General features: G+C 64.6%; 10 protein-coding genes and 1 pseudogene. 7 read left to right on the forward strand and 4 right to left on the reverse strand.

What is annotated here, in order from left to right; genetic code table 11:
• Positions 1-86 precede the first annotated feature (86 nt).
• Genes PJE01S_RS14185 through mnhG form a run of 6 tightly spaced genes read left to right on the forward strand, consistent with a single transcriptional unit; the run spans position 87 to position 6,258 of the window.
• The gene (locus PJE01S_RS14185) at positions 87-3,056 is read left to right on the forward strand and encodes a monovalent cation/H+ antiporter subunit A (RefSeq protein ID WP_068834283.1); all 2,970 of its coding nucleotides are present in this window, start codon (positions 87-89) and stop codon (positions 3,054-3,056) included.
• Entirely contained in the window at positions 3,056-3,421 is a 366-nt protein-coding gene (locus PJE01S_RS14190) for a Na+/H+ antiporter subunit C (RefSeq protein WP_068834284.1), read from the forward strand. The genes PJE01S_RS14185 and PJE01S_RS14190 overlap by 1 nt, the downstream gene beginning before the upstream one ends.
• Positions 3,418-5,130, forward strand: a complete 1,713-nt coding sequence (locus tag PJE01S_RS14195; RefSeq protein WP_068834285.1) for a monovalent cation/H+ antiporter subunit D — start codon at positions 3,418-3,420, stop codon at positions 5,128-5,130. Before PJE01S_RS14190 ends, PJE01S_RS14195 begins: the two co-directional genes overlap by 4 nt.
• Positions 5,127-5,615, forward strand: a complete 489-nt coding sequence (locus tag PJE01S_RS14200; RefSeq protein ID WP_068834286.1) for a Na+/H+ antiporter subunit E — start codon at positions 5,127-5,129, stop codon at positions 5,613-5,615. The genes PJE01S_RS14195 and PJE01S_RS14200 overlap by 4 nt, the downstream gene beginning before the upstream one ends.
• Complete coding sequence (locus PJE01S_RS14205; protein ID WP_068834287.1) at positions 5,612-5,890, forward strand: K+/H+ antiporter subunit F; 279 nt, start codon at positions 5,612-5,614, stop codon at positions 5,888-5,890. Before PJE01S_RS14200 ends, PJE01S_RS14205 begins: the two co-directional genes overlap by 4 nt.
• Entirely contained in the window at positions 5,887-6,258 is a 372-nt protein-coding gene (mnhG, locus tag PJE01S_RS14210) for a monovalent cation/H(+) antiporter subunit G (protein WP_068834288.1), read from the forward strand. Before PJE01S_RS14205 ends, mnhG begins: the two co-directional genes overlap by 4 nt.
• A gap of 117 nt (positions 6,259-6,375) precedes the next feature.
• On the opposite strand, the gene PJE01S_RS14215 is transcribed toward mnhG, so the two are convergent.
• Entirely contained in the window at positions 6,376-6,921 is a 546-nt protein-coding gene (locus tag PJE01S_RS14215) for a DinB family protein (protein WP_068834289.1), read from the reverse strand.
• Positions 6,922-6,996: 75 nt separating this feature from the next.
• Positions 6,997-10,683 carry a hydantoinase B/oxoprolinase family protein gene (locus tag PJE01S_RS14220; protein ID WP_068834290.1) on the reverse strand — a complete coding sequence of 1,229 codons (3,687 nt, stop codon included), beginning with the start codon at positions 10,681-10,683 and terminating at the stop codon, positions 6,997-6,999.
• Positions 10,684-10,793: 110 nt separating this feature from the next.
• Between PJE01S_RS14220 and crcB the strand changes: the two genes are divergently transcribed.
• Positions 10,794-11,180, forward strand: a complete 387-nt coding sequence (gene crcB / locus PJE01S_RS14225; protein WP_068834291.1) for a fluoride efflux transporter CrcB — start codon at positions 10,794-10,796, stop codon at positions 11,178-11,180.
• Between the two features lie 158 nt (positions 11,181-11,338).
• Here crcB and PJE01S_RS14230 read toward each other — a convergent pair whose 3' ends face one another.
• Positions 11,339-12,328 carry a tripartite tricarboxylate transporter substrate binding protein gene (locus PJE01S_RS14230; RefSeq protein ID WP_339374672.1) on the reverse strand — a complete coding sequence of 330 codons (990 nt, stop codon included), beginning with the start codon at positions 12,326-12,328 and terminating at the stop codon, positions 11,339-11,341.
• Positions 12,329-12,397: 69 nt separating this feature from the next.
• Positions 12,398-12,759, reverse strand: a pseudogene (locus tag PJE01S_RS25970) (type 2 periplasmic-binding domain-containing protein); the annotation flags it as partial.
• Position 12,760 lies beyond the last annotated feature (1 nt).

Raw genomic sequence — 12,760 nt, forward strand, 5'->3', positions numbered from 1 at the left:
GCCGAGTCGGCCCTTGCCGGGGAACATGGAGTCCCTGGGGTTTCGTGATGGGGCAAAAGAAGACGTCCCCGTAAAATCATTCGGGCATGCCCCTGATTTACCTCATTCTTCTTCCCTTCATCGGCAGCCTCATGGCGGCCGTTTTGCCTGCAAATGCGCGCAACACCGAGTCCACCCTGGCCGGCCTGATTGCCTTGTTTTGTACCGTGCAGGCGGCCCTGTACTTTCCAGAAGTTGCCGATGGCGGCGTACTGCGCCAGGAGATCGAATGGTTGCCGGCACTGGGGCTGAACTTCGTGGTGCGCATGGACGGCTTCTCCTGGATGTTCAGCATGCTGGTGCTGGGCATAGGCTCGCTGGTGGTGCTGTATGCGCGCTACTACATGTCGCCGGCCGATCCGGTGCCGCGCTTTTTTGCGTTCTTTCTGGCCTTCATGGGCGCGATGGTTGGCGTGGTGCTCTCGGGCAACATCATCCAGCTGGCTTTTTTCTGGGAGCTGACCAGCCTCTTTTCCTTCCTGCTGATCGGCTACTGGCATCATCGCAAGGATGCGCGGCGCGGCGCCCGCATGGCGCTGACCGTGACCGGCACCGGCGGGCTGTGCATGCTGGCCGGCATGCTGGTGCTGGGCCACATCGTCGGCAGCTACGACCTGGACCAGGTGCTGGCCGCCGGCCAGCGGGTACGCGAGCACCCGCTGTACCTGACCACCCTGGTGCTGGTGCTGCTGGGCGCCTTCACCAAGAGCGCGCAGTTCCCCTTCCACTTCTGGCTGCCGCACGCCATGGCCGCGCCCACGCCCGTGTCGGCCTACCTGCATTCGGCCACCATGGTGAAGGCCGGCGTGTTTTTGCTGGCCCGCCTATGGCCGGTGCTGGGCGGCACCGAGCCCTGGTTCTGGCTGGTGGGCGGGGCGGGCATGTGCACGCTGCTGATAGGCGGCTATGCCGCCATGTTCCAGCACGACCTCAAGGGACTGCTCGCCTACTCGACGATTTCGCACCTGGGCCTGATTACCTTGCTGCTGGGCCTGAACAGCCCGCTCGCCGCCGTGGCCGCCGTGTTCCACATCATGAACCACGCCACCTTCAAGGCATCCCTCTTCATGGCCACCGGCATCGTCGACCACGAAAGCGGCACGCGGGATATCCGGCGTCTCTCCGGCCTGCGCAAGATGATGCCCGTCACCGCCACGCTGGCGATGGTGGCCAGCGCCGCGATGGCGGGCGTGCCCCTGCTCAATGGCTTCCTGTCCAAGGAAATGTTCTTCGCCGAGACGGTTTTCATCAACAGCACGCCCATGGTGTCAACGCTGCTGCCCATTGCCGCCACCGTGGCGGGCATGTTCAGCGTGGCCTATTCACTGCGCTTTACGGTCGATGTGTTCTGGGGCCCCAAGGCCACCGACCTGCCGCACCCGCCGCACGAGCCGCCGCACTGGATGCGCGTGCCGGTGGAGCTGCTGGTGCTGGCCTGCCTGGTGGTGGGCATGGTCCCCGCCTGGTCCGTGGGGCAGTTCCTGCATGCCGCGGCGCGCCCCGTGGTGGGCGGCGAGCTGCCCGGCTTCAGCCTGGCCGTCTGGCACGGCCTGAACACGCCCTTCGTGATGAGCCTGGTGGCCATGGGGGGCGGCATACTGCTCTACCTGCTGCTGCGCCGGCAGCGCGCGCTCGGTCGCGTGGATGCGCCCGTGCTGATGCACCGTATCAACGGCCAGCGCCTGTTTGATGCCACGCTGGCCCTGCTGACACTGGCCGGCCGCAATGGCCGACGCCTTCTGGGCACCCAGCGCCTGCAGTGGCAAATGATGTGGCTGGTGAGCGCGGCCCTGGCGGCCGGCACCCTGCCCCTGTGGGCGCAAGGCCTGCGCGTGGGCCACAGAACACCGCTCGCCATGTCGCCGGCTTTCGCCATGCTGTGGCTGCTGGGAATGGTTTGCGCCATGGGTGCCGCCTGGCAGGCCAAATACCACCGGCTGGCAGCCCTCACGCTGATGGGCGGGGCCGGGCTCTGCACCTGCCTGACCTTTCTCTGGTTTTCCGCACCCGACCTGGCGCTGACCCAGCTCGTGGTGGAAGTCGTGACCACGGTGCTGATTCTGCTGGGCCTGCGCTGGCTGCCCAGGCGCGATGAAAGCCTGCGGCTGTACGCCTCCCTGGCGGGCGGGCACAGCGCGCGTCTGCGGCGCCTGCGGGACATGGCGCTGACCATCGCCGCCGGCGGCGGCGCGGCGCTGCTGGCGTTCGCAATGATGAGCCGCCCCTTCCCGGAAAGCACCTCCACCTTCTTCCTGGAGCGCGCACTCACCGAGGGCGGCGGCAGCAACGTGGTCAACGTCATGCTGGTGGACTTCCGCGGCTTTGACACCTTTGGCGAGATCGTGGTGCTGGGCATTGTGGCGCTCACGGTCTATGCGCTGCTGCGGCGCTTCCGCCCCGCCCGCGAAGCCATGGACCTGCCCGAGCAGCAACGCGCCGTGCCGGCCGACCTGGCCAGCGACCTGCCGAACCCGCGCCAGGCCCCGGACACGGCCGTGGGCTACCTCATGGTGCCTGCCGTGCTGGTGCGGCTGCTGCTGCCCTTTGCCGCCATGGCGGCGTTTTACTTTTTTCTGCGCGGCCACAATGAACCGGGCGGTGGCTTCGTCGCCGGCCTGGTGCTGTCGGTGGCCCTGCTGCTGCAGTATGTGATCTCGGGCACGCACTGGGTGGAGGCCCACCTGCCGCTGTATCCGCGCCGCTGGATAGGCACGGGCTTGCTGTTTGCGCTGGCCACGGGCCTGGGCTCGCTGGTGTGGGGCTTTCCTTTTCTGACCAGCCATACCTTCCATGTCAGTCTGCCCCTGCTCGGTGAGATCCACGTGGCCAGCGCCCTGTTTTTCGACATCGGCGTCTTCACCCTGGTGGTGGGCGCCACGCTGCTGATCCTCACCGCCATTGCCCACCAGTCGGTACGCGGCCACCGTTACCACGCCCGTATGCTCGAAGAGGCCGAAGAGGCCGAAGAGGCCGAAGAAGCCGAAGAAGCCGTCGCCGCATCACAGGGAGATCGTTGATGGAAATCGTCATTGCCGTCGCCATCGGCGTGCTCACCGGTTCTGGCGTATGGCTGCTGCTGCGGCCCCGCACCTTCCAGGTCATCATGGGGCTGGCGCTGCTGTCGTATGCCGTCAACCTGTTCATCTTCAGTATGGGGCGCCTGGGGCTCGCCATTCATAAGGTACCCGTGCTGCAGCCTGGCGTGCCGCAGGATCTGGCGCACTATGCCGATCCCATGCCGCAGGCGCTGGCCCTCACCGCCATCGTCATCGGCTTTGCCATGACCGCGCTGTTCCTGGTGGTGCTGCTGGCCTCGCGTGGCATGTCCGGCACCGACCATGTGGATGGCGCCCAGGCCAAAGACACCCAGGAAATGCCATGACCCAGTTCACTGCGGCGCTGATGCCGCACCTGATGCTGGCGCCCATCCTGCTGCCCCTGCTGACGGCTGCCCTGATGCTGCTGCTGCGCGAAGAACGGCAGCGCGTCAAGCTTGCCCTCAACATCGGCGCTACCCTGTTGGGACTGGTGATTTCGATCGCTCTGCTTTTGTGGGCGAGCGTGCCGAGCGGCCCCTCCACCATGGGCGTGTACCTGGCCGGCAACTGGCCCGCCCCCTACGGCATCGTGCTGGCACTGGACCGGCTGTCGGCCATGATGCTGGTACTCACCAGCACCGTGGCACTGGCTTCGGTGCTGTTCGCCGCCGCCCGCTGGCACCGCGCCGGCGTGCACTTTCACCCGCTGTTCCAGCTGCAGCTCATGGGCCTGTGCGGCGCCTTCCTCACCGCCGACCTGTTCAACCTGTTCGTGTTTTTCGAAATCATGCTGGCCGCCTCCTACGGCATGCTGCTGCATGGCTCGGGGCGCCCGCGGGTACAGGCGGGGCTGCACTTCATTGCCATCAACCTGGCGGCGTCGTCGCTGTTCCTGATTGGCGTGTCCATGCTCTATGGCATTACCGGCACGCTGAACATGGCCGACCTGGCGCAAAGCATTCCGCACATCGCCGACGCAGACCGCGGCCTGCTGCACGCGGCCGCGGGCATCCTGGCCACGGCCTTTTTGATCAAGGCGGCGATGTGGCCGCTGAACTTCTGGCTGGTGCCGGCCTACAGCGCGGCCACGGCACCGGTGGGGGCGCTGTTTGCGATCATGACCAAGGTCGGCATCTATGCGATCCTGCGCCTGTGGACCCTGCTGTTCAGCGTTGAGGCCGGTGCTTCCGCGCACTTCGGCAGCCTGTGGCTGGTGGGCGGCGGCATGGTGACGATGGCGTTCGGCGCCATCGGCATGCTGGGCTCGCAGCGGCTGGGCCATCTGGCCGGCTTCAGCGCCATCCTGTCCTCGGGCACGCTGCTGGCCGCTGCCGGCTTCGGGCAGAACCCGCTCACGGCCGGCCTGCTGTACTACCTGCCCAGTTCCACGCTGGCCGTCAGCGCCCTGTTTCTGCTGACCGACCTGATAGAGCGCTGGCGCAATGACGGTGCCAGCCTGGCGCCGTACGAACAGGGCGACGATGCGCCCTTTCTGAACGCCCAGCTGGTGCCCACGGAAGGGCTGAACCTCGACGACGACGAGGAAGTCCTGATCGGCCAGGTGATACCGGCGGCAGCGGCTTTCCTGGGGCTGGCCTTCATGGCATGCACGCTCCTCATCACGGGCCTGCCGCCCCTGTCGGGTTTTGTCGGGAAGTTCGCCATGCTCACGGCCCTGCTGAACCCCCAGGGCCTGGGCGCGTCGCAAGGCTACCAGCCCGGCGCCGCGGGGTGGATGCTGCTGGGCTTGCTGATTGCCTCCGGACTGATGGCCCTGATCGCACTGACACGCGCCGGCATCCGCCACTTCTGGGCCGCGCATGGGCGGGCCACGCCCGCCTTGCGCGTCCTCGAAGGCTTGCCCATCGCAGGTCTGCTGCTGGCCTGCGTCGCCCTGACCGTGCAGGCGGGCCCGGCCATGCACTACGCGCAGGCCACGGCCGATGCGCTGCACACCCCCGGCCGCTACATTGAGGCCGTGATGTCGGCCGCGCCCGTCCCCCCACCGGCGGCAGTCCCATCGGGCAACACCAGCACCAGGGAGGCACCATGAAGCGCCTGCTGCCTGCACCCCTGCTTTCCGTTGGCCTGTTTGCCCTCTGGCTGCTGCTCAACCGCACGCTGGACATCGGCCATGTGCTGCTCGCCCTGGTGTTGGCTTTGCTCATTCCGGTGCTCACGGCCGGCCTGCGGCCGCTGCCCGTGCGGATTCGCCGGCCCGGCACCGTGCTGCGACTGGGCCTGAGCATCGTGGTGGACACCATTCGCTCCAACATCGCCGTCGCGCGGCTGCTGCTGTCGCCCGGCCCGCCGCGCCACCCGGCCGGCTTTGTGCAGGTGCCGCTCGAACTGCGCGATCCCAATGCCCTGGCCGCATTGGCCATGATTGTCTGCATCACCCCAGGCACGGCCTGGGCCGAGTTGTCCCTGGACCGCGCCACCTTGCTGATCCATGTTCTGGAACTGGACGATGCCGATGCGATTGCCGCGCACATCAAGCACCGTTATGAGCGTCCCCTGATGGAGATTTTTGAATGAATCCCGTGCTTTCCTGGGCCTTGCCCCTGGCCCTGTTCATGCTGGTGCTGGCCATGGCCTGCGCCCTGCTTCGCCTGCTCAAGGGCCCGACCGCCCAGGACCGCATTCTGGCGCTGGACTGCATGTACCTCAACGGCATGCTTGCCATGCTGGTGCTGGGGCTGATCTACGGCAGCAGCCATTACTTTGAAGCGGCGCTGCTGATTGCGCTTTTCGGCTTTGTCGGCTCCACGGCCATGGCCAAGTTCCTGCTGCGCGGCGAGGTAATCGAATGACCAGCGCCGCGCTCCCCCTCTGGGTCGAAATCATCGTCGCCGCGCTGGTGCTCGCCGGTGCCGGCCTGTCCCTGGTGGGTTCGTTCGGCCTGCTGCGTCTGCCCACGTTTTTCCAGCGCGTGCATGCGCCCTCCATCATTGCCACCATGGGCTGCTGGTGCATCATGCATGCCTCGCTGCTGTACTTCTCGCTGCAGCGCAGCGGCCTGGCCCTCTACACGCTGCTGATTGCGGTGTTCCTCGCCATCACGGTGCCGGTAACCACCATCTTTCTGATGCGCGCCGCCCTGTTCCGCGCGCGGCAGAGCAGCAAGGATGTGCCGCCCAGCGTCAGCCGCGTCGCGCCCCCCGTCACACGGGACCTCTGAAGCTGTCAGCGGTTCGGGGCGCACAGGCGCCAGCGACGGCCGGGCTTGCCGGCTCTCAAGCCTTTTAGCCCTCCAGCCCTTGTGTGGCGGTCGCCATCAGCTATTGATTAAATAGCATCACGCCAGCGCGATCAGGTCCGTCACGCCCACCTCCACCCCCGCCTGCGTGAGCAGGGTGGTGGCCTGGCCGCGGTGGTGGGTCTGGTGGTTGAAAAAGTGCGTGATGGCCTGCCAGGCCGGATGCGCACGCGCCAGCCCCTTGGAGTTGCTGTAGCGCATGGTGAGCAGGGCAAAACCCTCGGGCAGCTCGGCCGCCCAGGCTTCGATGGCGAGGTCGAGCTGCGCGCGCCTGGCCCGCAGCTCCGGCCAGTTTTCAAACAGCACCGTGTCCAGCGCGCAGGCCTCGGGCAGGTCCAGCATCCCGGCGTGCAGCGACGGAAACTGGATGCCGTGCGCCTGGCCACACTGCGCAAAGCGCTTGAGCCAGATCGGATCCGCCACGATCAAATGACTGAGCGTGCCGTGAATGGAGCCGAAAAAAGCGCCGCAGTCGCGTTTGCGTTCCGCATCGCTCAAGGTTTCGCAGGCGTCGTAGAGCCGCTGGTTGATCCAGCGGTTGTAGCGGGCCTGGAAACGGCAATTCTCAGTGAATGCATCGGCCATGAAAACTCCTGAATTGATAGCTTCTAGCGCCCATCTGCATTGGGCTGCAAGCCATTTTTACGCACACTCCCCGCATCAGGCCGGGCCAAAACCACCGCCGCCCGGCGTGTGGATTTCAAACATGTCGCCCGGCTGCATGTCCGCCTGTCCGATATGGTCCAGCGCCTCGACCTGGCCATTGGCGCGCAGCACGAGGTTTTTCCCGACCTGCCCCGGCTGGCCGCCGGCCATGCCGAAAGCGCCCTGCTTGCGGCCGTTGGACAGGATGCTGGCCGTCATGGTTTCCAGAAACCTGACGCGACGCACGCCGCCATTGCCACCCACCCAGCGCCCCGCGCCGCCCGAATCCTGGCGGATCTCGTAGCTCTCCAGCCGCACCGGAAAACGGAACTCCAGCACCTCGGGGTCGGTCAGTCGCGAGTTGGTCATGTGCGTCTGCACCACGCTCGTGCCGTTGAAGCCCTCGCCGGCACCGGAGCCCCCCGAAATGGTTTCGTAGTACTGGTGGCGCGCATTGCCGAAGGTGAAGTTGTTCATGGTGCACTGGCTGGCCGCCATCACGCCCAGCGCGCCATACAGCGCGTTGGTGATGCAGGTGGAGGTCTCCACGTTCCCGGCCACCACCGAGGCCGGCGGATTCGGATTGAGCATGGAGCCCGGCGGGATGATCACCTTGAGCGGCTTCAGGCAGCCGGCATTGAGCGGAATGTCGTCATCCACCAGGGTACGGAACACATACAGCACGGCGGCCATGCACACCGCCGTCGGCGCGTTGAAGTTGTTGCTCTGCTGCGCTGACGTGCCGCTGAAGTCGATTGCGGCGCTGCGGCTCTGCGCATCCACCCGAATCGCCACCCTGATCTGCGCGCCGTTGTCCAGCGGCAAGGTGAACTCGCCGTCTTTCAGGCGCGTGATCACGCGGCGCACCGATTCCTCGGCGTTGTCCTGCACATGGCGCATATAGGCCAGCACCACTTCGAGACTGAACTGCTCCACCATCTTGCGCAGTTCCTGCACGCCTTTTTCATTGGCGGCAATCTGCGCCTTCAAATCGGCCATGTTCTGCTGCGGGTTGCGGCTGGGGTATTCACCACTTTTCAGCAGCGCCATCATCTCAGCCTCGCGCAGAACGCCGCGTTCCACCAGCAGGAAGTTGTTGATCTGCACGCCCTCTTCCTCGATACGCGTGGAGAACGGCGGCATGGAGCCCGGCGAAATGCCACCAATGTCGGCGTGATGGCCGCGCGAGCCGACGTAAAAGAGGGGGCGGGGGCCGCCCTCACCCCAACCCTCTCCCAGGGGGAGAGGGAGTGAATTCGAATGCCCCCCTCTCCCTCCGGGAGAGGGTTGGGGTGAGGGCTGGCCGCTCAAGTACACCGGCGTGATCACCGTGATGTCCGGCAGATGCGTGCCGCCGTGGTAGGGGTCGTTCAGCACATAGACATCGCCCGGCCGCATCTTGCCGGCGTTCTCGCGGATCACGGTCTTGATGCTTTCCCCCATGGAGCCCAGGTGCACCGGCATGTGCGGCGCGTTGGCGATCAGGTTGCCCGCGGTGTCGAACAGCGCGCAGCTGAAATCCAGGCGCTCCTTGATGTTGACCGAGTAGGCGGTGTTCTGCAGCTGCAGGCCCATCTGTTCGGCAATGTTCATGAAGAGGTTGTTGAAGACTTCCAGCAGCACCGGGTCCACCGTCGTTCCTGCTGCGAATTTGATCGCACGCTGCGAACGCCGATCAAGGACAAGATGATCAAATTCCGTTAAAGAAGCGGCCCAGCCGGGCTCCACCACGGTGGTGGCGTTTTTCTCGGCAATGATGGCCGGCCCGGCAATGACGTCGCCGGGCCGCAGGTCTTCACGCACCACCAGCGCCGCGTCGTGCCACTGGCCGCCCGAGTACATGCGCACGCCATTCCCCACTTCCGGGCGGCGCGGCACTTCGCGTGCGGCGTGCAGGGCATGGCGCGGCTCGACCGGCGCATCGCCGGCGACCACGGTTTCGACCGACACCGCTTCCACCACCAGCGCCTTGCCCTGCATCAGGAAGGAATAGCGCTGCCGGTAGGCAGCCTCAAACCCGGCCTCGATCTGCGCCAGACTGCCCGTACCGATAAAAGGGACTATGAGCGCCGAGTCGCTGCCTTCGTAGCGCACATGCACGCGGCGATGCGTGGTGATGGGCCCCAGGCTGAACTGCTGGCGTTGCAGCTCGGCTTCGGCGGTGGCGGCCAGCCCATCCAGCTTGCCGGCAATTTCGGGCAGCGCGGCCTCCGAGAGCTTGAGCTCCACCGCGCGCTCGCGAATCACGTTCTGGTCGGCCAGGCCCATGCCGTAGGCGCTCAGCACACCGGCCAGCGGATGCACCAGCACCCGCGTCATGCCCAGCGCATCGGCCACCAGGCAGGCATGTTGGCCGCCGGCGCCGCCAAAGCACTGCAGCGTGTAGCGCGTCACGTCGTAGCCGCGCGCCACCGAAATCTTCTTGATGGCATTGGCCATCTGCTGCACCGCGATGTGGATGAAGCCTTCGGCCACCTCTTCGGCGCTGCGGCCGGTCTGCCCGGCCAGCTCGCCGAACTGGGCCTCGGCCGCCTCATGGCTCAGCGGCTCGTCGGCGTTCGGGCCGAACACCCGGGGAAAGTAACGCGGCTGGAGCTTGCCCAGCATCACATTGGCATCGGTCACCGCCAGCGGGCCGCCGCGCCGGTAGCTGGCGGGGCCGGGGTTGGCGCCAGCGCTTTGCGGCCCGACCCGAAAACGCTCGCCGTCAAATTTCAGGATGGAGCCGCCACCCGCCGCCACCGTGTGAATGCTCATCATGGGCGCGCGCATGCGCACCCCGGCGACCTGGGTTTCAAACTCGCGCTCGAACTCACCGGCAAAGTGCGACACGTCGGTGGAGGTGCCGCCCATGTCGAAGCCAATCACCTTCTGCAGGCCGGCGATGGCCGCCGTGCGCGCCATGCCGACAATGCCGCCGGCCGGGCCGCTCAGGATGGCGTCCTTGCCCTGGAACACCTGCGCATCGGTCAGGCCACCCGAGGACTGCATGAAAAACAGCTTCACGCCCGGCATGTCGCCGGCCACCTGCTCGACATAGCGGCGCAGAATCGGCGAGAGGTAGGCATCGACCACGGTGGTGTCGCCGCGGCTGACGAACTTCATCATCGGGCTGGTTTCATGCGAGGTGCTGATCTGCGTGAAGCCGACTTCCCGCGCCAGGCGGCTGGCGGCCTGTTCGTGCGCGGTAAAGCGGTAGCCGTGCATGAAAACAATCGCAATACTTCGCAGCCCTTGCTGGTAGTGCGCAAGCAGCTCCTCTTTCAATAGCATTTCATCGAGCGCCTGTAGCACCTCGCCCTGCGCACTGACGCGCTCCTGCGCTTCGACCACGGCGCTGTACAGCAGCTCGGGCAGCACGATGTGGCGGTCAAACAGCCGCGGGCGGTTCTGGTAGGCAATGCGCAGCGCATCGCGAAAGCCGCGCGTGGTGACCAGCAGCGTGGGTTCGCCCTTGCGCTCCAGCAGCGCATTGGTGGCCACCGTGGTGCCCATCTTCACGCAATCCACCAGGTCGGCACTGATGGGCTCACCGGGCTGAAGCCCCAGCAGATGCCGGATACCGGCCACCGCCGCATCGCTGTACTGCTCGGGGTTGTCGCTCAGCACCTTGTGCGTGAGCAAGCCACCGTCTGGCGTTTTGGCCACGATGTCGGTGAACGTGCCACCGCGGTCTATCCAGAATTGCCAGCGTTTTTTCATCGGAGTCCTTCAAGGCATACGGCCGCACGCGCAGCCGCATGGCCGCGCCCCAAATCACCCTGCGGTTAAAGTGATGCCTGCATTTTCCCGCCAACAAATCCTACCTCGTCATGCAAGCTGTTATTGCCATCTGCCTGGGCGCCTCCCTGGGCGCATTGTCCCGCTGGGGTTTGGCCTTGTGGCTGACGCCCGGCGGCCTGATTCCCTGGGGCACCCTGGCCGCCAACCTGGTCGGCGGCTACCTGATCGGCATCTGCATCGCGGTGTTCCAGTCCATGCCCCAGCTGGATCCGTTTTGGAAACTGCTGCTGGTGACCGGATTCCTGGGCGGGCTCACCACCTTCTCCACGTTTTCGGCAGAGGTCGTGATTTACCTGATGGAAGCGCGCTACGGCCTGGCCCTGTTCACCGCCCTGCTGCATGTGCTGGGCGCCCTGCTCATGACGGCGGCGGGCGTTAAAACTGCTATATTTTTTATAGCTTCCCGCGCCCAGTAGAAAAGGGCTGAAGATCTATTTGGCATCAGAAAAAACGAAAGCCGCATATAGCGGCTTTCCATTTGGTGCATCTTTCAGCTTGTTAGCGTCCAGAGCGCATAGATGGATTGAACGGGATAGGGAAAGAGGTGGCAATCTTGAGTGCCACCTGCTTCCCTTCATTCCGCTTTAATGCCACGCTTCTTGGCCAATGCGCCCCACTGCCGGATCTCGCGTCTGAGCAAGGCATCGAATTCCTCGGGACGGCCACCTACGGCCGTCAGACCATCCTGCGCCATGCAGCTATCCATTTCCGGCATGGTCAGCGCTTCGTTGACTGCTTTGCCGAGCCTGGCCTGGATGTCTTTTGGAAGTCCTTTCGGCGCCACAAGACCATGCCAGTTCGTCACTTGATAGCTGGGGAACCCAGCTTCCATCACGGTTGGGATGTCTGGCAGCGCGAGCAGGCGTTTGGAGGTGGTGACCGCCAAAGCTTTCAATTGGCCCGACTTCACAAAAGGCAGGGTTGACGCCACAGTACCGAAAACCACCTGGATGTGTCCCGCAATGGCATCGGTCAAAGTAGGTGAGGTACCCCGGTAGGGCGCATGGACGATATCTATGCCTGTAGTGTCCAGGAAATACTCGGACACCATATGAACAATACTTCCGTTACCGGCTGAACCATAAGTCAGTTTTCCAGGCTGTCTTTTTGCCAGATCCACCAGCTCTTTCAGGTTGTTTGCCGGAACCTTTGGATTGATGGCAACGATGAACGGGCCGCGTGTCAGCTGTGCGATCGGAGTGATGTCCTTGAGAGGATCGAAAGACAGCCTGTAAATACTCGGGTTCACTGTATAGCTGGCCGCCGCGAGGAACAGTGTGTACCCATCGGGAGGCGCTTTCAATGCCAACTCGGCCCCGAGGTTTCCACTCACATCTGCCCAGGCCTCGACGATCACAGGTTGGCCAAGTTTTTCGCCCAGCTTCACCGCCAAGAGGCGCGCGATGAAGTCGGAGCCACCACCGCGAGCAAAAGCCACCATGATTTTGACTGGTTTGCTCGGGTAGTCCGACTGTGCATGTGACATTGTTGAAAGGCACAGGCATGCTGCTGCCAGCAGGCAGGCAGTCACGGAACGACGTCCGGATCGGGACATTTTGCTCATGAAAAGTTCAGTCTCTTGGAGTTGGTGCAAACTTGAAGAGAAGCGGCCGGGGTCGCCCTCGCGGAGCCAGGCTGCAGGGGCCACAACAGCGCCATCAATGCGATGTCTGAGCAGCGCTTGTGAAATAAAACCGGAGGATTTCATTTCTTCAACATACGATTGGAGATATTCCAGGGCTTCGATGCTTCGAGAGACCGGGAGGCCCACGGCCTGGTGAATGACCATGAAACGCCCTGGAAGAATCCGGATGCCGAAAACCCGCTGGACATCGGCTTCGAGCTGTTGCCTGACACCCGAGCCACGTCGAGTTTTTGCTCAATAAAGGTGTCCACCACCGCTGGCGAAGTTGCCGCACGAACGCTTTCGGCGCTTGCGAACTCACGCGTCAAGAACAGGTCGTAAGCACTTCCCTTACCGACCGCGATGCGGTTT

This window comes from Polaromonas jejuensis NBRC 106434, from assembly GCF_001598235.1.
GTDB classification, from domain to species: domain Bacteria; phylum Pseudomonadota; class Gammaproteobacteria; order Burkholderiales; family Burkholderiaceae_C; genus Polaromonas; species Polaromonas jejuensis.

Bases quoted from the DNA above. Each gene is read 5' to 3' on its own strand.
- PJE01S_RS14190 (WP_068834284.1), top strand. From the start codon at position 3,056: ATGGAAATCGTCATTGCCGTCGCCATCGGCGTGCTCACCGGTTCTGGC.
- PJE01S_RS14185 (WP_068834283.1), top strand. From the start codon at position 87: ATGCCCCTGATTTACCTCATTCTTCTTCCCTTCATCGGCAGCCTCATG.
- PJE01S_RS14200 (WP_068834286.1), top strand. From the start codon at position 5,127: ATGAAGCGCCTGCTGCCTGCACCCCTGCTTTCCGTTGGCCTGTTTGCC.
- PJE01S_RS14215 (WP_068834289.1), bottom strand. From the start codon at position 6,921: ATGGCCGATGCATTCACTGAGAATTGCCGTTTCCAGGCCCGCTACAAC.
- PJE01S_RS14230 (WP_339374672.1), bottom strand. From the start codon at position 12,328: ATGAGCAAAATGTCCCGATCCGGACGTCGTTCCGTGACTGCCTGCCTG.
- crcB (WP_068834291.1), top strand. From the start codon at position 10,794: ATGCAAGCTGTTATTGCCATCTGCCTGGGCGCCTCCCTGGGCGCATTG.
- PJE01S_RS14195 (WP_068834285.1), top strand. From the start codon at position 3,418: ATGACCCAGTTCACTGCGGCGCTGATGCCGCACCTGATGCTGGCGCCC.
- PJE01S_RS14220 (WP_068834290.1), bottom strand. From the start codon at position 10,683: ATGAAAAAACGCTGGCAATTCTGGATAGACCGCGGTGGCACGTTCACC.
- PJE01S_RS14205 (WP_068834287.1), top strand. From the start codon at position 5,612: ATGAATCCCGTGCTTTCCTGGGCCTTGCCCCTGGCCCTGTTCATGCTG.
- mnhG (WP_068834288.1), top strand. From the start codon at position 5,887: ATGACCAGCGCCGCGCTCCCCCTCTGGGTCGAAATCATCGTCGCCGCG.